The organism is Ursidibacter sp. B-7004-1 (assembly GCF_053654055.1).
The window spans coordinates 1-20099 of sequence record NZ_JBSIUP010000008.1 but is presented as its reverse complement, the minus strand read 5'-3'; the positions used below and the strand labels follow the sequence as shown (position 1 = coordinate 20099).

Sequence of the window (20099 nt, the reverse complement as noted above, 5' to 3'; positions counted from 1 at the left end):
TTATCGTAACGCCAAATCAGCAAAGGCTAATTTGGTCTGATTATTCTTGTTAATGCCGTCTAAATCAGCGGTTACTTGGCTTGGGTAATTCGGGTCGTAGTGAATTTTAAAACGGGTAATTTCAATGCGTGGTTCCCAACGCTTTAACGCCATTACCGATGCCGCTGCAATTTGTAAGGCAAGTGCCATATTTAACGGGCGGTCAATCAATTCAAACAGTTGTGAGCCATATTCTCTTCGCATTACCCGAGAACCAATCGGGGTAAGCAAAATGTCCGCAACCGATTGGCGAATATGGGCGTTTTCATCTAGGAGAGTTAAGCCTGTTTTTTTATCCATTCGGTGTGCCTGTTCGTTTGTTGCCTGATTCCACGCCACTATGTGTATGCGTAGAAAGGTTGATCCCTTTTCCGCTGACTTCGCCTTGTGCAGTCATCGAACCTTGTGTGCTGATTGCCCCTTTCACACTAAGCGAACCTTGAATAACGACATTGCCTGTACAGGTGAAACTCGGGGTATCTGCGGTGATACTGCTTGTGGCTTGAATGTTAGCTGTTTTGCAATTTTTCACCGTTAAATGACCGCTTGCTTGGTTGTATTTCAGCTCCATTCCGTCCGCAAACTTGATGCAATGTTCATCGGGGCTTTGGCTTGGGGCGTTTTGGGTGTATAGCCCGACCAGCACAACCGCAGTCGTCAATTCGCCACTGACGGCAAGCACAAGGCATTGTTCGCCCGTTGTTGGTGGCGACCAGCTTTGCGTTGTGCCAGCTCGAAAGGCAACCCAAGGTAGCCAATCGGTTAAAATATTGCCCGATTGGACTTTCACTAATGCCTTGACGTAATCAACTTCGGCAATCGTGCCAAGTCGGAGCAAATTGTCTAATCGGCGGAGTAGTTCGGTGCGGTTGGGTTCAGTCATTGGAAATATCGGCAGTTAAAAATAGCGATATTGTCGGCACTCTTTAAGCGTAGGGCGAGCGGTGGGCGTTGTGGTTTGGGTTTTAACAGAGAAAGAAAAAGCGACCGCAGTCGCTCAGACTGATGACAAACCCCAATTTGTTGTATCCAATTAACGGACGCCAGCGTGGCGTCCCTACACAACAAAACAAAATCTGTTATTTTTCAATTGGTTATAACTTTCCTTGTAGGGACGCCACGCTGGCGTCCGAATGAAAAAAGACTTTGTCAATAATCTGAAGCGACAAAAGTCGCTTTCAATTATGGGCGTGGGTAAATTCTGCGTGTATGAATAACCGTAATGATGTAAACATTATCACCAAATATTTCATATACAATACGATAGTTTCTGATAAATGTTTCTCGTGTTCCATCATCACGAGCAACACCGATTGTTGGCATAAAAGCGATAATATCTAATTTTTTGAAAATATCTGTATAGAGTTCAATACCGCTTTGCTCATAGCCTGTAAATTCCACCACATTTTCAATAATTTCATCAATATCATTTTCAGCTTGTGGTGTCAAAATGACGTTAGCCATAGATAACATCTCTATGTTGGCTGATTTCCATTTCTCGGGTTTTACGTTCTAATTTCTCTTTGGCTCGCTGTTTAGCAACTTCAAGTGGAATGCCTTGTCCTGCTTTGGCTTGTTCTCTGCCAATCTGAATTTTTTTAGCCAAAAACTCATCATAACCTTTTTCTTTAAACATCATTTACTCCCACAAAAACGGACAATACTTGATCATATTGTCCGCTTTTATGTTTAGGTTGTCAATTAACCCCGATCTCGCAAACTGCTACGGGTTCGGGCTTCGGCACTGCGTTGAGCTTGCTCTAAGGCTTTTTGTACCTGTCGGGCGATTTCTGCTTCGTTTTGGTTTGGGCTTGCGTTAATCGTAATTTGGATATGCTGACTAACCGCTTGGCTAGGTTTAGCGTGTTGGGCTGTCGCAATCGGTGGACGATTATCCACTTGAATTGCAGGCATTGGTTGAGCCATTGCGACCGCTCCTGCCATTGTGGCAATGACTCCCATTCCACCGTAATTTAAGCGGTTGAGATTTGCCACGCCTAAGCGTGCGGTGGCTTCTTTGGTCATTACATATTCGCCTCGATGCACAATACCTGCAGGCTCATATTTACCCCCGTTGCCTGTGTAGCCACCACTTGAAAAGCCAGTATTTGCAGCCATTTTTGCGGTTTCTTCAATTTGTTTAGCGTGAGCAGGTTTAACAATGGTGGTTGCTGCCTTTGCCACACCATCACTAACACCGTTAATCCGAGTTTCTAACCCTAGAAACTCCATCGCACTGTTAAAAGCATTGGTGATGGATTTACCGATACCGTCCCATAATTCTGTGATTTTCTTTTTCAAGCTGTCAAATTTATCACCAATAGACTTAATGACAGTATTAACAACCAAATCCCAGTTGTTTACAGCGAAGATAATGCCTTCGATTGCACGAACAAACCAACTATCTGCAAATTTAGTTTTAAGCCAATCCCACGCTGTGCCAATGGCATTTTTTACCTTATCCCAGTTAAGATAAAGTAAGGTTAAAATACCAAGTACAATAGTAATTGCAGCCCCGATAGGATTTGCTGCAAAAGCAATACCTACCATACGAATACCCGTAATCAGCCCAGAAAATAAGAAACGTCCCACTTTTAATACATTAGAAAAGACACTAGGGATTGCTTTCCACACTCGACTTAATAAATTACCTGCTTTGGCAAATAATCCTGCTTTCTGTGATCCATCTGCTAGGGTTTTGCCAAAGAGTAGGGCTTTGCTGATATTTAAGACTGAACCTAGTTTAGTAAAATATAAAAGTAAACGCCCAATGGGGTACAAAATAAAACTAAGGATAGTGCTAAATCCCCCTAAAATAATGAGAGTACCACCTAATAGTCCCATCCATTTTATTGTACTAGCGATAATACCTTTATTTTCCTTAGCAAATTCAGCGACATTCTTTATCACTGAGAAAATAGCCTCTCCAAATGCCCATAAACCTTGAGCTACTTCCATAATAACAGTACCAAATGCTTCCGCCCACTTTTGCAATTCACCATTCTGTTGCATTGTATCTAGGGTATTTAATACGCCTTGGAGTTTATTTTTAATCCAATCAAAAGCCCCTGTTTGCATTACTTGCATTTGAAAGTTTGTCCACACATCGCCCACTTTAGACCAAATCCCCAATAGGGTTTTTGATTGCTTTTCGGCTGCACCTTTGTATTTTTCATTCCAAATGGCTTGTAGGGTACTTTCAATTTGTTTACGATTGTTTTTATCTACCTTTGCTACTCGTTGCTTACCATCTTTATCGGTATAACTATATTCGATAAAGTTTGTTCCTTTGACGGCAGAGCCTTTAATCCCAAATTCTTTTAAACGTTCATTCTCGCCTGTAACAGCATCTGCAATCGCTTCCACCACCTGCATAACAGGTTTACCCATTGCTGCAGAAGTATCAGATAATGTGTGCATTAAGCCGTTTGTTGGATCTAGACCATAGGCTTTTAACCTAACAAAGGCTTCCATTGCATCATCTAAATTAGCTGGTGTATCTACCGCAAATTGTTTAACCCACTCAAAACTTTTATTGGCTTTTTCACTAGAGCCTTCCACTGTTTCAAGGATCATTTTGAATTGTTCAAACTTTCCTGCTGTTTGTGCCATACTTGCCACTCCCTTACCCATTCCAACAACAGGTGCGGCTAATGCTGTTCCAGTGATAATTGAACGTTGTCCTAAATTTTGAAAACGCTCGCTTTTATCCTTAAGATGTTCTACATTAGCTCTGAATTTTTGATTACTAATTTTGATCGCATTCAGTTTTTCTAATTTAATTTTTTGTATATTAATTTCATCGTTTGTGCTTTTCATACTTCGACGTAAAGCACTCTGCTTATTTGCCATTTCTGAAGCGTTAAAACCATTTTTTACAAATTCAGTACGAACTTCTTTGAGCTTTTTAGTTGTTTTTTCTTGCTCTTGTTTTAAGCCGACGACAGTTTTTTTTGCTTTTTCCAACTTTCTGACAAAGTCCACAGTCGGATTTGCCATTCCTTTCATTGCATTTTCCATACGTCTAACTTCGGCATAGGCTTTTTTAAGTGAGGCATTATTTTCACTTAATTTTGCTTTGAGTGGATTTAGCGTATTCGCATATTTTTTGATTTGAGCTTCGTTTTGCTCATAGGATTTCTTTAACTCAGAGAACACGCCTCGATTATGCTTTAGTGACTGAGATAATTTGCTCACTGCCGATTGAGCATTTCTAAATGGAGCGGTTAATTTATCCATTGCGGATAATTGCACTTGAATTTTTAAATCTTTACTCATATTATGTCCTTAGATGTTAGTGATCCTATAAATACAAAATGGAGAATGTACTAAAATGCTCTTATTGTTTATTGATATTTGTGGTTGGCTCGCTATTGCTGGTGCAATTCTTATGTTTATTGATACTTTGTGGTATTAAACTTCTCAAATCCTAAAAACAGTCAATTTGGCTGCTTGTTTACCTGACAATTTACCCATCGCAGATAATTGCACTTGAATTTTTAAATCTTTACTCATATTATTTCCTTAGATAAGTAATTTAATTAAAGGAGCTGTTATGTGGGCTATTGATAATATTGAAGAGGTAGTAATTTACCTTTGGCTTTTTATTATGACTCCTATAATGTGTTATGCTCTTTACTCATTATCTGAAATCAGCATTATATTTTGGTTGCTTATTTCTGTTGTCAGTGCTTGTGTAATCTCATTGTTCTTTTCTCCTTTCATTATGATTATAATTGCCATACTAGAAGGGACTATTAAATTATTCTCTCGAAGGACAGAAATCTAGTTACAAGCGGTCACTTTCGACCGCTTTTTTACGTCCCATCAGCTAACGCCTTAATCACCAAATCTTCAATCATCTGTATATCTTCATCACTAAAGCCTAATAATTCCCGTTGTTCATATTTTACTTTCCAATCTGCTCGGCGATTAACTCTTGCACGCAAGCCATACTGGTGAACATTGGCAATGTTGGCATCACTTCCGCTATAACCTAATTCAATGCCTTCGGCTGTTCTGCGTAACTTCATAAATCGGGGGGTGGCGATTTTACGGAACATTGCTTGCTGTTTAATGCTCCCTTTTCGGCTTTTTTGTGGTTTGCGTGGGGCGAAGGCAGTGCCGTCTGGGTTTTGTTGTGCTTTAATCCGTCTGCGTTGGCTTCTTGCCAGCTCTCGCCCAATTTGTTGGTAGAGTAAATGACGGCGTGATTTGCTGATATTCTGCAATAATCCATCAAATGCCGCTTTCGCTTGTAACATATCATCGTTTGCCATTATTGCTCCAGTGCTGTTCGCTCATACTCTTTCTCGCCTTTAACAAAAATGGTGATTTTTTCAATCGGTTGCCAGTCTGTCGGCTGTGGTTCGTTGGCGTGGTAAACCTGATATTCCTCGCCTTGTTGTTGCACGATGACACGTTCGGTTAATGGGATTTTGATGTAAATATCGTGAGTGGCGTTGTTGTTTGGGTCAATCTCAAAGCTAATTTTATCTTGGCTATTTGGGTTGTAGATTAGCTCAGATTGTTGCTCTCGCACAAATTCCATTACAGGTACAAACAGTAAATCAGGGTGGTCAGGAAAATCAGTAACGATAATCTCTAACTCGTAATGATACTGATAGCTCAAGGAGTTCGCCCCTGTGGTCTGAATTTTACCGTTGCTGTAAAACAGCTGGAGTTGCTCAGGGTTATTGGCAAAGTAGGGAATACTTTGTGTGAGTAGTTTGCGTAGGCGTTCGGGTTTGATCATTTGCGGTAACCTTTGGCTTTGTGTTCGTAAATTTGTTGGCAGTCGATGCAACGTGTGCAACCCATTGCGTGCTTTCTGCGAGCTTCGGGGATCACTTCGTTACAATCTTGGCAGTGCGTTAAACTGCAAGCGGTCGGTTTATTGCGTAGTTTTGCGAGTGCAAATTCTCGCTCTTTTTCCGCTAATTCATTGGCTTTGTCGATTTGGTCTTGCATTTTTTCTCCGTTTAAATAAATAATACTTGCATTATGTGTAAATGTGTATATAATTAACCTTGATTAAGATAACAGGAGGAAGCATGCACTCACGTGACTTAATCAAGGAGCTTAAAGCTAACGGTTGTTATCTCGTTAGGCAGGGCAAAGGGTCTCATCAGATTTGGTACTCACCAAAAACAGGAAAGACCTTCCCAGTTGCTCATCCGAACGAAGACATCAAAATCGGAACTTTAAAATCCATCAAAAAATCGGCGGGGCTTTAAGCTCCGCCGAGCTTAACAAGGAGCTTACAAATGATTTTTACTGTTGGTGTTGAAACCCCAGATAACGAAAACCAAGCCTATGGAATGATTGTTCCAGCCCTTTGCCAGCTTGATTATGGTTGCTTTAGTGCTGCCGATGAAGTCGAAGACTTACTTCCAATGGTAAGCGAAGCAATCACAATGATGATTGAAAGTATGGCTGAAGATGGTTTCGATCTCACAACACTTAAAGATAAAGGCGTTACTCATTACAAAAACGATCCCGAATATGCCGATTTTGATACTTGGCTATTAGTGGATATTGATGTCACTGAATATCTTGGTTCAAAACAACGTATCAACATCACAATGCCACAACATCTTTTAAGTCGTATTGATCGCCGAGTAGCATCAATGCCTTACTATAAAGACCGTAGCCATTTTCTTGCTACTGCAGCTCATCGAGAGCTATACGCACATTCCAATCAGGAAATGTAGCAATCCCCCTACGCTCAATAGCTCCCCGATTGAGCGTAGTTTTTCTTTATTTCAAATTCCGATTGTACACCTCTACACATTCCGCCCAGCTTTTTAGCTCAATTTGACAAAATTCAATGGTTGTGAGGGCTTTATCTAAAACAATGACAAGATCACCGTTATTTTTTAGCTGGAACTTGGGCATTTGGCACTGTTGGCTTGGTGGGCAAGCCAGTGGGAGCGGTTTGATAGTTCGATAATGTACCGCTTCGTTGGTTGAGCAACCTGCCAATGCCATTAGGGATAGGCTGATCACGCCAGTTTTTAACGTTGTCCAGTTCTTGAATAATTTCATTGGTGCGTTCCTCAGCTTGATTGAGTTTGGCTAATACTTGTTGATGTAGTTTCTCAATCTGTTGTTGGTATTGTTGAATGTGGTTTTGTGCCAGTTCGAGCTGATTGGCTAGATTTTGATTGTCCGATCTCACCAGGGCAATTTCAGTTTGTTTAGCTTGGTTTTGGGCTTGTAGCACTTTGCGTTCGTAGCATAAAAAAGCGTTAATGAGTACACCAATCATCAAAGCGATGCTCATTGCTTTGTTAAAACTAGGGGCGATAAATAATCGGGCTACTTGGCTAAACATAATGCTCTCTCTTTTTCTCGTCTGATGGTTAAGCCTTTCAGCACTTTTCCGCCTGCTTTGTTCCAACGTGGAAACTGTTCGCACATTTCGGGGCTATATTTTGTTTGTGCAAGGCGAAATAGGGTGGATTTTTGCATTGCCCCACAACCGACATTGAAAGTAAGCGACACCATTGCATCAAATGCCCCTTGTGGCATATTTCTGCCGTTGCCGTAGCGATTAACGCACTGTTCTGCAAGGCGAATGTCGTTTGCCCAGCGTTCTGCAATTTCCTGATCGCTATATTTGCGATTTAATTCGATTTTCTGACCGCTTGCTTCGGTTGAGCCGATGCCAACGGTAAGTACATTAGCAGGGCAATAATAAGGTTCTCGTCTGCACCCTTCAGCATTGCCGATAATGGCAAGCCCTTGTTCGCTGGTGCGAATATCGGGCTGTTGTTTAACTAAGGCGATAACACCTGCGATTGAGCAAATTAAGCCTGCTGCACCATATTTAAGGTTTTTGTTCATCATCAAGATCCTTTAGCTGTTTTTGGTAGTATTTTTCTTTGAGCTTGATTTCTCGTTCTTTGTAATACCAGTTCATTAAAATGGTGCTTGCACCAAAGATAATGCCTAAGATAACGCCCCAATCAGACAGGGTTAGGCTGGTAAGAACAGTGATAAACGCTCCAAAGAGTGATGTTGAGTCCTGTTTGTTCATTGGCTAATTCCATAGCTGAATAGTCGCTTTGATTGCCTGCTGAGTTGGGAGTGTGTCAGGCATCTCAATTTCTTGCCCTAAGTTAAGTATGGGTTGATGAGCAAGCTGTGGATTGAGTTTTAGGGCAATTTCCACCAGCTCTGCGGTTCGTCCATATTGGCGATACAGTACGCTGTCGAGTGTGTCGTCTTGATGGGCGATGAGTTTCATATTAGCTCCGATGTCCAACGGTTGATATTGAGTAAATCTCGAATGGCAAAACGAGCATCACGCCTTAAATCATCAACGGAATTTTCATACTCTTGGGCTTTATCTGCTCCTTCTTTGGTGCTATCAAAACTGCGGTAGCGTTCGTAGAGATTTGCCATTGCCAAGCAATAAACCGCTCGTTTGTAGCGATGAATGAGTAGGCTTTCACCTGCAATTTCTTCGCTGTCGATTTCATCTAAAGCGGAAACCTTGGATTTTTGCATTAAAGGTTTTAGCTCTTGATTGACACTCGTAATCGCTTCTATCACTGCATTTTTTAAGCGGTTTTCCGTCACAGTGCCGTCTGCTCGCATTGCGTTGCGAACGTCACTTAGCGAGATGTCAGGGAAAAAACCGTTATTGCGGATATATTCGTTTGTTGGCTCAATGGCTGATTTATCGGCAACCTTGGCTGTTTTAGGAATGGTGATGACATTTTCCATTTGCAAAAATCCTGTGTGATCTCACCGCTTATAAAAAAACGGGGTGGGGACTAATCAAAGGTGAATAAATTCGCTTTTTTCGTCCGCCCCGTTGGCTGCGAGGTTTGCTCGGTTTATGGGGTGTCAGCTTTGTTGAGTTGCTTTCGCAACTTTTTAATGTTGCCTTGCACACCCACATTTAAATTAAGTGTTAATGCTCGTTCTAAATAGTTAAGTGCCGTTTCGGGCTGTGCAGTTTCAAGCAGTAAGCCAATTTCACGATAAAGTCTTGCACGACTTTCATCAGGCATATCTTTCTCTTTGGTGAGTTCATCTACTCGTAATAAGTAGCTCACTTCAAAGGGCTTTTGCACCTTTTGGGCTTTTTTCGCTGCATCGGCAAATTCTTCAGCAAGCATTGAGCAAAGCGAACGGCTGAAACCGTCAGGCAGTGAAAGCTCTTGATGAATAGCATATTCAGCAATTTGTAAGGCGAGATGATATTCCGCACAATCGACCGCCCAGACTTGCCACGTCATCAGGACGTTATCCTGTTTGCCATTTCCTGCACTCAATGCCCCTTCAATCCAGGGTAAATAGTGGTGAAGTATGCTTTTCTTATAGCTGGCTCGCTGTTCCATTGAGGCTATGGCTTTGAGGTCTTTTTTGTGGCGTGCCAGTAGGTAGAGCATTTGTTCGTAGGCGTCCAGTTCTTCCAGTTTTGTTTGCTCTGCCGAGTGAGCAAGCTCGGCAGATTTTTGCAAAAAATGGGCTTTGGTTGGTCGCATTATTCGTCCCCTGCATCCACCATTTTGATGTTTTTCAGCAATGCGACCATTTCATAATTTTCCACCACAAAATCATCGTTAGATGAAGTGTAGTCTTCGTAACGATCACGTTTTGCGTTATCAACCAAGGTGCGACGCATCGCTCCTTCTTGGTAGTAAATGGATAAGTTATCTAAACGAGTAATCAAGATTGTGCCTTTTGGCATAAATGGGGCTTGAATGGCTCGTAATCCACCAACACGTTTTTGGCTAATAATGGTATCGCCTGCTAATTGCTCTGTGGCTTTTGGATCGTTTACTAATGGGAAGTATTTATCCGCAAGTAAATCACGGCTCATAATTGCCACGAGTTTGGTGTCATCTTGGTATTGTGGGGCGATTAAATCGCTCACTGCAGAAAAGACCAACGCATCTAATGTTTTGTAGTCTTTCTCTTTGCCAACTTCAATTTTGCCCGATCCTTTAATTTCGCTCATTACACGTTGTGATGCACTGGTTTCAATTTTGTGTAACCAACCTACTGCAACATCTTGTAATAATGGGTTGCTTGAACGATTTGATGTTGCCGCTCGTGATGTGCCGTTAAAGCCAATCATAATGCGGTCCAACGCAATGCGTTCTGCTTTCAATTCCCCCACTTTTTTCGCAAAGTCTGGGAATTTTGCCCACATATCTAATGTGGCATAGCGTAAATGGGTGTCGTAATTGATTTGTTGGCAGTGGTAGGCAATTTTATTGAGATTATGAATATCTTGCGTTTCACGATCTTGGCTATTAGTGTCCGTAGTGCCAGCAATGGTGCTAACTAAACCTAAGCCTAATGTTTCGCCTTGCTGTTCTGTGACAGGAACAAGGTTAATCATTTTTAGGAAGTCAGAGCTTTCTTGTACGCGTTTTTCTAATTTTTGTTGCACCGTTGGCTCAACGGTAAATTTTTCACCACGAGCCACACCGTCAAATTCAAGTTGGTTGTCGGCGGCTACGCCTGCAAGGTATTGGTTAAACTGTTTTCGGGTTTCTTGTCGCATAATGTGTCCTTAATTAGAAAAATCTGCCGTTTTCATCTTTCACTGCACCTGTAATTTCAGGACGTGGAGTGAAATTTGCTTCAGGTTGGTTGGCGATAAGCTCAACTTGGTTTTGTAAAGCGGTGAGATCAGCCGTCAGTTTTGTGATTTCCGCATTCTTAGCTTCAAGCTGTACAGAATGAGCAGTAATTTCCTGTGCTAATAATTCAATGGTTTTTTGGTGTTCCTTGAATTGTTCTGCGTTATCTGTGCGTTGCTGGCTAAACATTGCCTTGATTCTGGCAAGGAAACTTTCTTTTTCATCGGTAAATTCCAAACTGGTTTCTACCGCTTCGCTGAAAACATTTTCAGGGCGTTCTTTGCGATGATTAAATGGGTTAGATTTAGATTGTTTAGCAAAACTCAGCATTTCTGTGCCAAGGCTGGCAGGGTCGTCTGTAACCGCTAATCCCACTAAATACGCTTCGCCTGTGTCGGCAAAATTCGGATCAACTTCAATCGAAGTGTAAATTTTTTGGCGAGCTTTATTCAACGCAACTAATTCAGGCGTTGGATCAATTTGAGCTAATAGCTGTAATTTGCCGTCTTCACGTTCTTCTGCTTTCACAGCTAACACATCGCCATAACATTTTGAATGGGGTTCGTTTTCACGATAGAACCACGTTTTAATATGTTCTAAATTCACTCTCGCTCCAAAAGTATTTTCAGGGTCGTAGTTTTTTGCCATTTGCTCAATCCACGAGCGATGAATGTTGCGTCCGTCTGTCGTTGCCCCTTCCGTTGCCACAACAAACCATTTTGATTTAGTTGCCATACTGTTTCCTGTTGTAAGGTTATAAACTGGATTTAAAAACGCTGTGATGATGAAAGGATTTTTTATTAGGGGCAAATGATGGGCGTTGTGATGTGTTTTTTAACAGTAGCGAGCGTTGGGCGAGATCTACGGCTATATCTACAATCACACCAAATTTATTGTTAATGCCTTGAAATGACTGAACTTGCAAAAAATTCTGAGAATGTAACCGCTTTAATCAATATCAATACGCAACGAGAAGCCCAACAAAAGTATTGGGCTGGTTATTCTTTAACGGAAATTTCTCGTTTGTTGAATATTCCTGTTTCAACTATTGCCAGTTGGAAAAAACGGCAAAAATGGGACGAAGCCTCTATTTTTGAGCGTGTCAGTGGCAGTTTAGAGAGCCGTTATATTTTACTTTTGCAAAAAGACGTAAAAACAGGCAGTGATTTAAAAGAACTGGATTTTTTAATGCGTCAGATGAAAGATGCCGCACGCATTCAAAAATATAACAGTGGTGGTAATGAAGGCGATCTTAATCCCAAAATTCGCAATCGCAACAAGGGCGAACGCAAGCCAGCGGATAAAAATCCGATTTCACCTGAGCAGGAAGAATTGCTCATCAACGGTTTTATGCAAGGAATGTTTCAGTATCAGCGACATTGGTATCAAGCTGGCGAAAAACACCGTATTCGTAATATTTTAAAAAGTCGTCAAATCGGGGCGACTTATTATTTTGCTCACGAAGCCTTTATTGATGCACTGAAAACAGGGCGAAATCAGATTTTTCTATCAGCCAGTAAAAAACAGGCGTTGATGTTCCGCTCTTACATTACCCAATATGCCCGAAAAACTGCCGATGTGGAGCTGAAAGGCGAAACGATTTTATTACCCAACGGGGCGGAGTTGATTTTCTTGGGAACGAACTCGGCAACGGCTCAATCTTACCACGGTAATTTGTACTTTGATGAAATCTTTTGGGTGCCAAAATTTGATGAGATGCGGAAAGTAGCTTCAGCAATGGCATCACAGAAACAGTATCGTCAAACTTATTTCTCCACCCCGACAACGACTGCCAGTGCAGCTTATGAATTTTGGTCTGGCAAAGCATTCAATCGTGATCGCCCTGAAAATGAGCGTGTGGAAATTGATATTTCTCACGAAAATTTAAAAGGCGGAAAATTCTGTGCCGATCGTCAATGGCGACAAATTGTGAATATTTATGATGCCGAGCAAGGCGGTTGTAATCTGTTTGATATTGAACAACTCAAATTTGAGAACTCATCGGCTGAATTTGAACAGCTCTATATGTGCCAATTTGCTGATGATGATTCAAGCATTTTTAAATTTGATGACCTGCAACGTTGTGCAGTGGATTCCTACGAAGAGTGGAAAGACTTTAAGCCATTTTATGCACGTCCATTTGGCAATCGTGAAGTATGGATTGGCTACGACCCTGCATTTACAGGCGATAAAGCGGCGTTAGTAATTGTTGCCCCACCTCGTGTTGAAGGCGGTGAATATCGGGTGTTACATTATGACACCTTTCACGGCTTGGATTATCAGCAACAAGCCGACAAAATTCGCCATTACACACAATCTTATAATGTGACGAAAATCACCATTGACCGCACAGGAATGGGCGATGGGGTGTTTCAGAATGTGAAGCGATTTTTCCCTCGTGCTGTTGGCTTAACGTATAACGTGGATTTGAAAAATGAGATGGTGATGAAAACGCTCAATCTGATTCAGAAGGGGCGGTTAAAATTCGATGGCAAAGAAATTGCCGTCAGTTTTATGACCATCAAAAAACAATCAACTCGCAGTGGTCGCCAAATGACCTATGTTTCCGACCGCTCCGCAGATGCTAGCCACGGTGATATTGCGTGGGCGATTATGAGCTGTTTGCTCAATGAATCTTACAGTGGCACAAAAGCCACTCGTACCATTATCCCTTTTGATTATTAGGACGAACGATGACAACACAATTTTTTAGCTTAGGCGAGCCGTTACCCGTTTTAGACAGTGCCGATATTCTCAATTATTTAGAATCGGTGTTGATGTTTGAGAAATATTATAATCCACCTGTGGACTTTAGCAGTCTGGCTAAAGCCGTAAAAGCAACAGCTCATCATCAAAGTGCCTTGAGTGTGAAGAAAAACATTCTGATGAGTACTTGCCAAACTTCACCGCTATTTCCTCGTGCTGAACTAGAAAAATTTGTGCAAGATTTTCTCGTATTTGGCAATGCTTATTTGCAGCGTGAACGTAACAAAGCCTTGCAAATTATGCGACTAAACGTACCGCTTGCAAAATATATGCGACGTGGGAAAGAGCAAGGTAAATATTATTTGCTTACTAACGATTTCAACGAGTTTGAATTTAAACAAGGCGAAATCTTTCATTTAAAACAAGCAGACATCAATCAAGAAATCTACGGATTACCCGACTATTTAGGGGCGTTACAATCGGCTTTACTAAACGAAAGTGCCACACTGTTTCGTAGAAAGTATTATCTGAATGGAGCTCACGCAGGTAGTATTATCTATATGACCGACCCGATGGCAAATGAAACGGATGTCGATGTTTTAAAAGAGCAACTGAAACAAGCCAAAGGAAAGGGCAATTTCAAGAACTTATTTTTGTATGCCCCCGATGGTAAAGAAAATGGCATCAAAGTGATTCCTCTGTCTGATGTGGTCGCTAAAGATGAGTTTCTCAACATTAAAAATACGAGCCGAGATGATATTCTTGCAGCCCATCGTGTTCCACCACAACTGATGGGAATTATCCCTAATAACACAGGCGGTTTTGGCGATATAGAGAAAGCAGGTAAGGTCTTTTTCATCAACGAAATCAAGCCACTACAACAACGTCTTAACGAGATCAATGAATGGGTAGGGCAAGAAGTGATTACCTTCACACCTTATGAATTACTCGCAGAAAGTTAAAGCCTCATTCCAACATTCCACCCGCTCATAAGCGGGTATTTTCTTGCTAAAATTTACAGCCTTTCATCTGCCTTTAAATAAATAGCCCTCCCTGAGTTTATTATACAAAACCGATCTTTTAGCAAAAGCAGAAAAATAAAATTTAGACGATTTTTTCACTCATTCTCCCCCCAAAAAATCGCCGTCAAGACCTCGCCTCGCCCGCACACTAAATGTGTATGTTTTTACGCAAATGCAAAAACTCGATCTTTACAAGCCCCACAAAAGCCCAAATGGATCTTCAATTCAGATCTTTTTAACGCAAATTTATGCAGAATTACGCAAAAATCTTATGATTGTTATATCATAATTTGATCGGACTTGAACGAATGGGAAAAACATCGGGGAAATGTCATTTTACATTTATACTGCGATGTAGTTGCAATCTATTTTTGACTTAAAAAATCAAAAATCGGTACACGCCTCCACAGCTTAATCCCGATTAGTCCAATTTAATCTAAAAAACAATCTAAAACTAGTAATTTCAATGTTTTGGCGTAAAATAACAGTCTGAAATAGTTCAATAAAATCCAGTTTAATCTAGTTTTTTAGTGGGTATTTTTGTGGGATGTTTTAAGGAGTTATATTATGCCAAAAGTGATTAAACCTCTAACTGCTACTGAAGTTAAAAACGCTAAATCTGAGAATAGCCCATTACACCTCAAAATTACATACACTGTTTGTCAATAATCTGAGGCATAGTGAGATGAGACACTATGCCTTTATATTGTAAGTTTACTTACTGTTATTTTTTAGTAATCGCCCCTAAAATCCCACGCATAATTTGTTTCGTAACTTGGTTACGAAGATTACGCCCAACAGATTGAGCAACGCTACCAACAACTTGTTCTGCAATAGATTGTTCACTTTTCTTTTTCGTACCAAAAATGCTACCTAAAATGCCATTTAAGAAACTATTTTCTTCTTCCTTAGCTTGTTGTTCTGCTTGCTGCTTGGCCTGAACTTGTTGGTTTAACAACTCAAAGGCAGATTCGTTATCAACAAATTGGCTATAATGCAGATAGAGATCATCTTGCTTAACCAGCGATAAACGCTCTTGTTCTGATATTGGTTTAAGTTGGCTTTGTGGTGGGTAGATATAGGCAATTTCCACAGGTGTTGGCATACCTTTTTCATCTAAAACAGAAACTAATGCTTCTCCCACACCAAGTTGAGTAATAGCTTCAACCACATTGACTGATGGATTTGCTCGGAATGTTTCAGCAGCAGATTTTACCGCTTTTTGATCTTTCGGTGTAAAGGCACGCAATGCGTGTTGAACACGATTACCGAGTTGTCCTAATACAGATTCTGGTAAATCTAATGGGTTCTGTGTTACAAAATAGACACCAACACCTTTAGAGCGGATTAAACGCACAACTTGTTCAATTTTATCAACTAACACTTTCGGTGCACCATCAAAAATTAAATGTGCTTCATCAAAGAATAATACAAATTTAGGTTTATCTGGATCGCCAACTTCAGGAAGCTGTTCAAATAGCTCTGCCATAAACCACAGTAAGAATGCACCATACATTCTTGGTGAATTGATGAGTTTTTCGGAATTGAGTACGTTGATGACTCCACGACCATCACGCGTTTGAATCCAATCATTTAAATCTAATGCAGGTTCACCAAATAGATTGGTTGCACCTTCATTTTCAAGGGTTAGTAATGCTCTTTGAATAGCCCCAACACTTGCAGCAGAAACATTACCATATTCAACTTGGAATACTTTTGCATTTTCTGCTACAAATTTTAGCATTGCACGAAGATCTTTGAGATCAATCAACAGTAACCCTTTGTCATCGGCAACGCGGAAGACTAGATTTAGCAAGCCTTCTTGGGTATCGTTTAGGTTAAGTAAACGTGCTAGGAGCATAGGTCCCATTTCTGAAATAGTGGTACGCAGTGGAATACCACTCTGACCAAAAACATCCCAAAAAGAAACAGGGAAACCTTTTAAGTAATCTTCACCACCCAGTTGGAATTGTTCAATACGTTCTGCAATTTTTCCTTGGAAACTGCCCGCTTGGACTAAACCTGATAGATCGCCTTTTACATCAACAAGAAAGACGGGAACACCGTTATTACTGAATGATTCGGCTAATTTGCGTAAGGTAACTGTTTTACCTGTTCCTGTTGCCCCTGCAATTAAGCCGTGGCGGTTTGCCATTTTGGCAACGAGTGATAACTCTTTGCCTTCTTTAGATTGAGCGATTGGATAATTCATTATTTTCCTTTACGATAAGTTGAATGTGATTTAGTTTTTTCTTTGGTTGGTTTTGGCAATACGAGTAGAGCTTCTTTATCATATTGGCTAACAGGAATACGATGTCCAATATATTCTTCAATTGCAGGTAAATTCATCGCATAGCGTTCACAAGCAAAGCTAATTGATGAGCCACTTTCCCCAGCACGTCCAGTACGCCCAATACGGTGAACATAATCTTCACGATCATCAGGTAAATCGTAATTGAAAACGTGGGTAACATCAGAAATATGTAAGCCTCTTGCTGCCACATCTGTTGCAACTAAAATATCCAAATCACCTTGAGTAAAACTATCAAGTAAAGCAAGGCGTTTTTTCTGTGGAATATCGCCAGTCAATAAGCCAACACGATGCGCATCTGCATTTAAGTAGCTCCAAATTTCTTCGCATTTATGTTTCGTATTAGCAAACACGATGCAACGTTCTGGCCATTCTTCTTCCATCAACGTTAGTAAGAGAGCCATTTTGTCTTCATTAGACGGATAAAATAGTTCTTCTTTAATGCGATGACCTGTACGTTGAAGTGGCTCAATCTCAACATATTCAGCATTATGCATATCTTCAAAAGCTAATTCTCTTACACGATGAGAAAGTGTCGCAGAAAAGAGCATTGTCAGGCGGCTTTCAGGGGAAGGACATTTTCGCATTAGATAGCGAATATCTTTGATAAACCCAAGATCAAACATTCGATCTGCCTCATCAAGAACCACAACTTGTATATAATTCAGGTCAATAATACCTTGTTTTACATAATCAATGACACGCCCAGTCGTTCCGACTAAAATATCAACACCTTTTTCAATCGTTTGAATTTGTTTATCGTAACCATCACCGCCATAGGCAAGAGCAAGTTTAAATTCAGTATGGCTAACCAAAATCTCTGCATCTGATGCAATTTGAACGGCTAATTCGCGTGTAGGAGCTAAAATCAATGCTCGCGGTTGATTAGGTTTTGTTGGAATATATTGAGAAAGTAAGTGATGAAAGGTTGCCACAAGAAACGCTAGGGTTTTTCCTGTTCCTGTTTGTGCTTGCCCTGCAATATCTTGTCCTACTAAGGTATAAGGTAAGGTTTTGGCTTGAATTGGCGTACAAAATTCAAAGCCTTTATCATCAAGTGCTGCAAGCACGCGATCGTGAATAGGGAAATCAATAAAGCGTTGTTCTGTAAGATGTTTAGACATCATATTCTCCCGTTGTGATAAGCGGGTAGATTGATAGAAAATTTCACTAAACTCACCGCTTAAATACACAGATTTTAAGGATAAAAAATTTTTGAGAAGATACCATAAATGCGTTAATTTTAGTAGAATCTTTAATAATTTCTCACACAATTTCAATAATTAGGAGCTTTTATGACAGCAAACACACAACCAAATCTGAAAAACCGCCATTTTTTACGTTTAATGGATTTTACGCCAGATGAAATTCGTTATTTACTTGAGCTTGCCGCAAAACTGAAAGCAGATAAAAAAGCAGGAACAGAAAAACAGACATTAAAAGGTAAGAATATTGCATTAATTTTTGAAAAAAGCTCAACTCGTACTCGTTGTGCTTTTGAAGTTGGGGCTTTTGATCAAGGGGCAAATGTGAGTTATATCGGGCCAAGTGGATCACAAATCGGGCATAAAGAGTCAATGAAAGATACAGCTCGTGTATTAGGTCGAATGTATGATGGTATTCAATATCGTGGCTATGGGCAGGAATTAGTCCAAACATTAGCGGATTATTCGGGTGTACCTGTTTGGAACGGTTTAACCGATGAGTTTCACCCAACCCAAATTTTAGCAGACTTTTTAACAATGCAAGAACATTCAACCAAACCGCTAAATCAGATTAAACTGGCTTATTTAGGCGATGCTCGCAACAATATGGGTAATTCATTTGTAGAAGGTGCAGCACTGATGGGGGTTGATCTTCGTTTAGTTGCACCAAAGCAATTCTTCCCAGAACAAGCGTTACTTGATGAAGTCGCAGAAATGGCAGCAAAAACAGGGGCAAAAATCACTTGTACGGAAGACGTAGCAGAAGGGGTTAAAGATGCCGATTTCGTTTATACCGATGTGTGGGTGTCAATGGGCGAGCCAGAATCGGCGTGGGAAGCTCGTATCAATCTAATGAAACCTTATCAAGTAAATAGTGAATTGATGTTAAAAACAGGTAATCCCGATGTGAAGTTCTTACATTGCTTACCAGCATTCCACGATGATCAAACAACAGTTGGGAAAGAAATCGCCCAAAAATATGGAATGAATGGCTTAGAAGTAACCGATGAAGTTTTTGAATCTGACGCTTCTATTGTGTTTGACGAGGCAGAGAATCGTATGCATACTATCAAGGCGGTGATGGTGGCGACATTAGGCAAAATTTAGTATTAGATTTAATTATATAGAGGAGATTATCTATGAAATTATCAAATATTTCAGCAATGAGTTTGTTATCTATTTTTGTATTAACTGCTTGTGGTGGTGGCGGATCTGGTGGTGAAAATGGAAGTAGTTCAGCTTCATCACCATCTTCTACAAATTCTACAGGTAAAGCTCTTAACAATGCTCCAGAGAATACTAATAAAGCTCCTGAGAATAATCATCAAAATCCAGAAGCTAAACCAAATGATAGTAGTACAACAAAGCCTGAACCTGAAGTAACAGGTAAGAGAGTTGAAGGTTATCGTTTGGACGCAAAACGAGGAGATTCTGGCGATTTTTCTTGGAGTTTAGAAGGTAATGATTTGAATTATTTATCTGTATGGGGTAAGAAGATTCCTTTGATTGAATTAGGTTCAGTTCCTAATGACAATGGCTGGTATAAAGTAGGCTTTAATAAACAAGGGTCAGTAAGTAGCGATCAGCAATTAACCTATACTCGTCACGGTGTTTTTCAACCTGTAACCAGCAATGATGTATACATTTTTGCACAAGGTGAAAAAGCAACAGACGTTCCAACTATGGGTGCTTATAATTATAAAGGTCAGGCAACTATGGTTTATGTGGATAATAACGATGCAAATAAGATATTACGATTGGCTGAATATCCTGCAGAATTTATCGCAGACTTTGGGAAAAAAGAATTGCTGGGAGCTATTTCACTTCTTGATCAACAAAATAACGCCTTACCATTAACTGCAGAAATTAATGGCGATAAATTTAAACATTGGATTTGATGGTGTTTATGTTGAAGGTCAATTCTATGGACCACAAGCGAGTGAACTAGGCGGAATTTACTATAAACGTGATAAGTTTAGTGGAACTTTTGGGGCTAAAAAGCAAGAGAAAGAATAGAGTATCTAACAGCTTATAAAAGATTAAATGACAAAATAATCTTTAATACTCCTTTTATGAGTTATTAGTTTTAAAAGTATATTTTGTCCATTGTCCCCTTTATTTGTTAAGCAAAATCGGTCATTTAGAGCATTGTAAATCTTTCACTCTAAACGACCGCTTCGTTACTTAGATAATAGGCAAAATCAATTGG

The 20099-nt window shown here is 40.3% G+C and carries 25 protein-coding genes and 1 pseudogene; 7 read left to right on the top strand and 19 right to left on the bottom strand.

Features of this window, described 5'->3' with window-relative positions; genetic code table 11:
* The 8 genes from ACWIW0_RS03995 to ACWIW0_RS03960 form a co-directional block, all read right to left on the bottom strand.
* Window positions 1-339: a GPW/gp25 family protein gene (locus tag ACWIW0_RS03995; protein WP_454452293.1), complete on the bottom strand. Its 339-nt coding sequence runs from the start codon at window positions 337-339 to the stop codon at window positions 1-3.
* Window positions 332-922, bottom strand: coding sequence for a phage baseplate assembly protein V (locus ACWIW0_RS03990; RefSeq protein ID WP_454452292.1), 591 nt, complete (start codon window positions 920-922; stop codon window positions 332-334). The genes ACWIW0_RS03995 and ACWIW0_RS03990 overlap by 8 nt, the downstream gene beginning before the upstream one ends.
* 299 nt (window positions 923-1221) lie before the next feature.
* Window positions 1222-1503: a type II toxin-antitoxin system RelE/ParE family toxin gene (locus ACWIW0_RS03985; RefSeq protein ID WP_454452291.1), complete on the bottom strand. Its 282-nt coding sequence runs from the start codon at window positions 1501-1503 to the stop codon at window positions 1222-1224.
* The gene (locus ACWIW0_RS03980; protein ID WP_454452290.1) at window positions 1496-1675 is read right to left on the bottom strand and encodes a hypothetical protein; all 180 of its coding nucleotides are present in this window, start codon (window positions 1673-1675) and stop codon (window positions 1496-1498) included. Before ACWIW0_RS03980 ends, ACWIW0_RS03985 begins: the two co-directional genes overlap by 8 nt.
* 65 nt (window positions 1676-1740) lie before the next feature.
* The gene (locus ACWIW0_RS03975) at window positions 1741-4317 is read right to left on the bottom strand and encodes a tape measure protein (protein WP_454452289.1); all 2577 of its coding nucleotides are present in this window, start codon (window positions 4315-4317) and stop codon (window positions 1741-1743) included.
* A 539-nt stretch (window positions 4318-4856) separates the two neighbouring features.
* Entirely contained in the window at window positions 4857-5318 is a 462-nt protein-coding gene (locus ACWIW0_RS03970; RefSeq protein ID WP_454452288.1) for a phage virion morphogenesis protein, read from the bottom strand.
* Entirely contained in the window at window positions 5318-5794 is a 477-nt protein-coding gene (locus tag ACWIW0_RS03965; protein WP_454452287.1) for a phage tail protein, read from the bottom strand. Before ACWIW0_RS03965 ends, ACWIW0_RS03970 begins: the two co-directional genes overlap by 1 nt.
* Window positions 5791-6009 (bottom strand): TraR/DksA family transcriptional regulator, encoded by a 219-nt coding sequence (locus ACWIW0_RS03960; protein WP_454452286.1) that lies wholly within the window; start codon window positions 6007-6009, stop codon window positions 5791-5793. The genes ACWIW0_RS03965 and ACWIW0_RS03960 overlap by 4 nt, the downstream gene beginning before the upstream one ends.
* Before the next feature lie 83 nt (window positions 6010-6092).
* On the opposite strand from ACWIW0_RS03960, the gene ACWIW0_RS03955 reads away from it, so the two are divergent.
* Together ACWIW0_RS03955 and ACWIW0_RS03950 are read left to right on the top strand one after the other, a co-directional pair.
* A complete protein-coding gene (locus tag ACWIW0_RS03955) occupies window positions 6093-6275 on the top strand; it encodes a type II toxin-antitoxin system HicA family toxin (protein ID WP_157394227.1) in 183 nt (60 codons plus the stop codon).
* Window positions 6276-6305: 30 nt separating this feature from the next.
* Window positions 6306-6752, top strand: a complete 447-nt coding sequence (locus tag ACWIW0_RS03950; RefSeq protein WP_157394226.1) for a type II toxin-antitoxin system HicB family antitoxin — start codon at window positions 6306-6308, stop codon at window positions 6750-6752.
* A 46-nt stretch (window positions 6753-6798) separates the two neighbouring features.
* Here ACWIW0_RS03950 and lysC read toward each other — a convergent pair.
* The 9 genes and pseudogenes from lysC to ACWIW0_RS03905 form a co-directional block, all read right to left on the bottom strand.
* A pseudogene (gene lysC, locus ACWIW0_RS03945) lies at window positions 6799-6999 on the bottom strand (Rz1-like lysis system protein LysC); the annotation flags it as partial.
* On the bottom strand, window positions 6911-7375 hold the full coding sequence (locus tag ACWIW0_RS03940; protein ID WP_454452285.1) for a hypothetical protein: 465 nt from the start codon (window positions 7373-7375) through the stop codon (window positions 6911-6913). The pseudogene lysC and the gene ACWIW0_RS03940, both read right to left, overlap by 89 nt.
* Window positions 7360-7887, bottom strand: a complete 528-nt coding sequence (locus ACWIW0_RS03935; RefSeq protein WP_454452284.1) for a lysozyme — start codon at window positions 7885-7887, stop codon at window positions 7360-7362. The genes ACWIW0_RS03940 and ACWIW0_RS03935 overlap by 16 nt, the downstream gene beginning before the upstream one ends.
* Window positions 7871-8080, bottom strand: a complete 210-nt coding sequence (locus ACWIW0_RS03930) for a phage holin (protein ID WP_157394224.1) — start codon at window positions 8078-8080, stop codon at window positions 7871-7873. Before ACWIW0_RS03930 ends, ACWIW0_RS03935 begins: the two co-directional genes overlap by 17 nt.
* Window positions 8081-8083: 3 nt before the next feature.
* Window positions 8084-8290, bottom strand: coding sequence for a tail protein X (locus tag ACWIW0_RS03925; protein ID WP_157394223.1), 207 nt, complete (start codon window positions 8288-8290; stop codon window positions 8084-8086).
* Window positions 8287-8772: a head completion/stabilization protein gene (locus ACWIW0_RS03920; protein WP_454452283.1), complete on the bottom strand. Its 486-nt coding sequence runs from the start codon at window positions 8770-8772 to the stop codon at window positions 8287-8289. Before ACWIW0_RS03920 ends, ACWIW0_RS03925 begins: the two co-directional genes overlap by 4 nt.
* 113 nt (window positions 8773-8885) lie before the next feature.
* Window positions 8886-9539 carry a phage terminase small subunit gene (locus ACWIW0_RS03915; protein WP_454452282.1) on the bottom strand — a complete coding sequence of 218 codons (654 nt, stop codon included), beginning with the start codon at window positions 9537-9539 and terminating at the stop codon, window positions 8886-8888.
* On the bottom strand, window positions 9539-10567 hold the full coding sequence (locus tag ACWIW0_RS03910) for a phage major capsid protein, P2 family (RefSeq protein ID WP_454452281.1): 1029 nt from the start codon (window positions 10565-10567) through the stop codon (window positions 9539-9541). Before ACWIW0_RS03910 ends, ACWIW0_RS03915 begins: the two co-directional genes overlap by 1 nt.
* A gap of 13 nt (window positions 10568-10580) precedes the next feature.
* On the bottom strand, window positions 10581-11381 hold the full coding sequence (locus tag ACWIW0_RS03905; protein WP_454452280.1) for a GPO family capsid scaffolding protein: 801 nt from the start codon (window positions 11379-11381) through the stop codon (window positions 10581-10583).
* 174 nt (window positions 11382-11555) lie between these two features.
* Here ACWIW0_RS03905 and ACWIW0_RS03900 point away from each other — a divergent pair, with 174 nt between their 5' ends.
* Window positions 11556-13331, top strand: a complete 1776-nt coding sequence (locus ACWIW0_RS03900; RefSeq protein WP_454452279.1) for a terminase large subunit domain-containing protein — start codon at window positions 11556-11558, stop codon at window positions 13329-13331.
* 8 nt (window positions 13332-13339) lie between these two features.
* Window positions 13340-14314, top strand: a complete 975-nt coding sequence (locus tag ACWIW0_RS03895; RefSeq protein WP_454452278.1) for a phage portal protein — start codon at window positions 13340-13342, stop codon at window positions 14312-14314.
* Window positions 14315-15098: 784 nt separating this feature from the next.
* Here ACWIW0_RS03895 and ACWIW0_RS03890 read toward each other — a convergent pair.
* Both ACWIW0_RS03890 and rhlB read right to left on the bottom strand, forming a co-directional pair.
* Window positions 15099-16586 carry a helicase HerA-like domain-containing protein gene (locus ACWIW0_RS03890; RefSeq protein WP_454452277.1) on the bottom strand — a complete coding sequence of 496 codons (1488 nt, stop codon included), beginning with the start codon at window positions 16584-16586 and terminating at the stop codon, window positions 15099-15101.
* On the bottom strand, window positions 16586-17809 hold the full coding sequence (gene rhlB / locus ACWIW0_RS03885; protein WP_454452276.1) for an ATP-dependent RNA helicase RhlB: 1224 nt from the start codon (window positions 17807-17809) through the stop codon (window positions 16586-16588). Before rhlB ends, ACWIW0_RS03890 begins: the two co-directional genes overlap by 1 nt.
* Before the next feature lie 171 nt (window positions 17810-17980).
* Between rhlB and argF the strand changes: the two genes are divergently transcribed.
* The 3 genes from argF to ACWIW0_RS03870 are packed head-to-tail and all read left to right on the top strand — an operon-like array spanning window position 17981 to window position 19906.
* The gene (gene argF / locus ACWIW0_RS03880; RefSeq protein ID WP_454452275.1) at window positions 17981-18997 is read left to right on the top strand and encodes an ornithine carbamoyltransferase; all 1017 of its coding nucleotides are present in this window, start codon (window positions 17981-17983) and stop codon (window positions 18995-18997) included.
* Between the two features lie 32 nt (window positions 18998-19029).
* Window positions 19030-19788: a transferrin-binding protein-like solute binding protein gene (locus ACWIW0_RS03875; protein ID WP_454452274.1), complete on the top strand. Its 759-nt coding sequence runs from the start codon at window positions 19030-19032 to the stop codon at window positions 19786-19788.
* Window positions 19760-19906, top strand: coding sequence for a transferrin-binding protein-like solute binding protein (locus ACWIW0_RS03870; RefSeq protein WP_454452273.1), 147 nt, complete (start codon window positions 19760-19762; stop codon window positions 19904-19906). Before ACWIW0_RS03875 ends, ACWIW0_RS03870 begins: the two co-directional genes overlap by 29 nt.
* The last annotated feature ends 193 nt before the right edge of the window (window positions 19907-20099 follow it).

Excerpts from the sequence above, each read along its gene's own strand:
- ACWIW0_RS03995 (WP_454452293.1), bottom strand. The coding sequence starts at position 339 with ATGGATAAAAAAACAGGCTTAACTCTCCTAGATGAAAACGCCCATATT.
- ACWIW0_RS03960 (WP_454452286.1), bottom strand. The coding sequence starts at position 6,009 with ATGCAAGACCAAATCGACAAAGCCAATGAATTAGCGGAAAAAGAGCGA.
- argF (WP_454452275.1), top strand. The coding sequence starts at position 17,981 with ATGACAGCAAACACACAACCAAATCTGAAAAACCGCCATTTTTTACGT.
- ACWIW0_RS03910 (WP_454452281.1), bottom strand. The coding sequence starts at position 10,567 with ATGCGACAAGAAACCCGAAAACAGTTTAACCAATACCTTGCAGGCGTA.
- ACWIW0_RS03940 (WP_454452285.1), bottom strand. The coding sequence starts at position 7,375 with ATGTTTAGCCAAGTAGCCCGATTATTTATCGCCCCTAGTTTTAACAAA.
- ACWIW0_RS03920 (WP_454452283.1), bottom strand. The coding sequence starts at position 8,772 with ATGGAAAATGTCATCACCATTCCTAAAACAGCCAAGGTTGCCGATAAA.
- ACWIW0_RS03980 (WP_454452290.1), bottom strand. The coding sequence starts at position 1,675 with ATGTTTAAAGAAAAAGGTTATGATGAGTTTTTGGCTAAAAAAATTCAG.
- ACWIW0_RS03965 (WP_454452287.1), bottom strand. The coding sequence starts at position 5,794 with ATGATCAAACCCGAACGCCTACGCAAACTACTCACACAAAGTATTCCC.
- ACWIW0_RS03905 (WP_454452280.1), bottom strand. The coding sequence starts at position 11,381 with ATGGCAACTAAATCAAAATGGTTTGTTGTGGCAACGGAAGGGGCAACG.
- ACWIW0_RS03935 (WP_454452284.1), bottom strand. The coding sequence starts at position 7,887 with ATGAACAAAAACCTTAAATATGGTGCAGCAGGCTTAATTTGCTCAATC.
- ACWIW0_RS03890 (WP_454452277.1), bottom strand. The coding sequence starts at position 16,586 with ATGAATTATCCAATCGCTCAATCTAAAGAAGGCAAAGAGTTATCACTC.
- ACWIW0_RS03925 (WP_157394223.1), bottom strand. The coding sequence starts at position 8,290 with ATGAAACTCATCGCCCATCAAGACGACACACTCGACAGCGTACTGTAT.
- ACWIW0_RS03950 (WP_157394226.1), top strand. The coding sequence starts at position 6,306 with ATGATTTTTACTGTTGGTGTTGAAACCCCAGATAACGAAAACCAAGCC.
- ACWIW0_RS03915 (WP_454452282.1), bottom strand. The coding sequence starts at position 9,539 with ATGCGACCAACCAAAGCCCATTTTTTGCAAAAATCTGCCGAGCTTGCT.
- rhlB (WP_454452276.1), bottom strand. The coding sequence starts at position 17,809 with ATGTCTAAACATCTTACAGAACAACGCTTTATTGATTTCCCTATTCAC.
- ACWIW0_RS03870 (WP_454452273.1), top strand. The coding sequence starts at position 19,760 with ATGGCGATAAATTTAAACATTGGATTTGATGGTGTTTATGTTGAAGGT.
- ACWIW0_RS03930 (WP_157394224.1), bottom strand. The coding sequence starts at position 8,080 with ATGAACAAACAGGACTCAACATCACTCTTTGGAGCGTTTATCACTGTT.
- ACWIW0_RS03955 (WP_157394227.1), top strand. The coding sequence starts at position 6,093 with ATGCACTCACGTGACTTAATCAAGGAGCTTAAAGCTAACGGTTGTTAT.
- ACWIW0_RS03895 (WP_454452278.1), top strand. The coding sequence starts at position 13,340 with ATGACAACACAATTTTTTAGCTTAGGCGAGCCGTTACCCGTTTTAGAC.
- ACWIW0_RS03990 (WP_454452292.1), bottom strand. The coding sequence starts at position 922 with ATGACTGAACCCAACCGCACCGAACTACTCCGCCGATTAGACAATTTG.
- ACWIW0_RS03970 (WP_454452288.1), bottom strand. The coding sequence starts at position 5,318 with ATGGCAAACGATGATATGTTACAAGCGAAAGCGGCATTTGATGGATTA.
- ACWIW0_RS03900 (WP_454452279.1), top strand. The coding sequence starts at position 11,556 with ATGACTGAACTTGCAAAAAATTCTGAGAATGTAACCGCTTTAATCAAT.
- ACWIW0_RS03985 (WP_454452291.1), bottom strand. The coding sequence starts at position 1,503 with ATGGCTAACGTCATTTTGACACCACAAGCTGAAAATGATATTGATGAA.
- ACWIW0_RS03875 (WP_454452274.1), top strand. The coding sequence starts at position 19,030 with ATGAAATTATCAAATATTTCAGCAATGAGTTTGTTATCTATTTTTGTA.
- ACWIW0_RS03975 (WP_454452289.1), bottom strand. The coding sequence starts at position 4,317 with ATGAGTAAAGATTTAAAAATTCAAGTGCAATTATCCGCAATGGATAAA.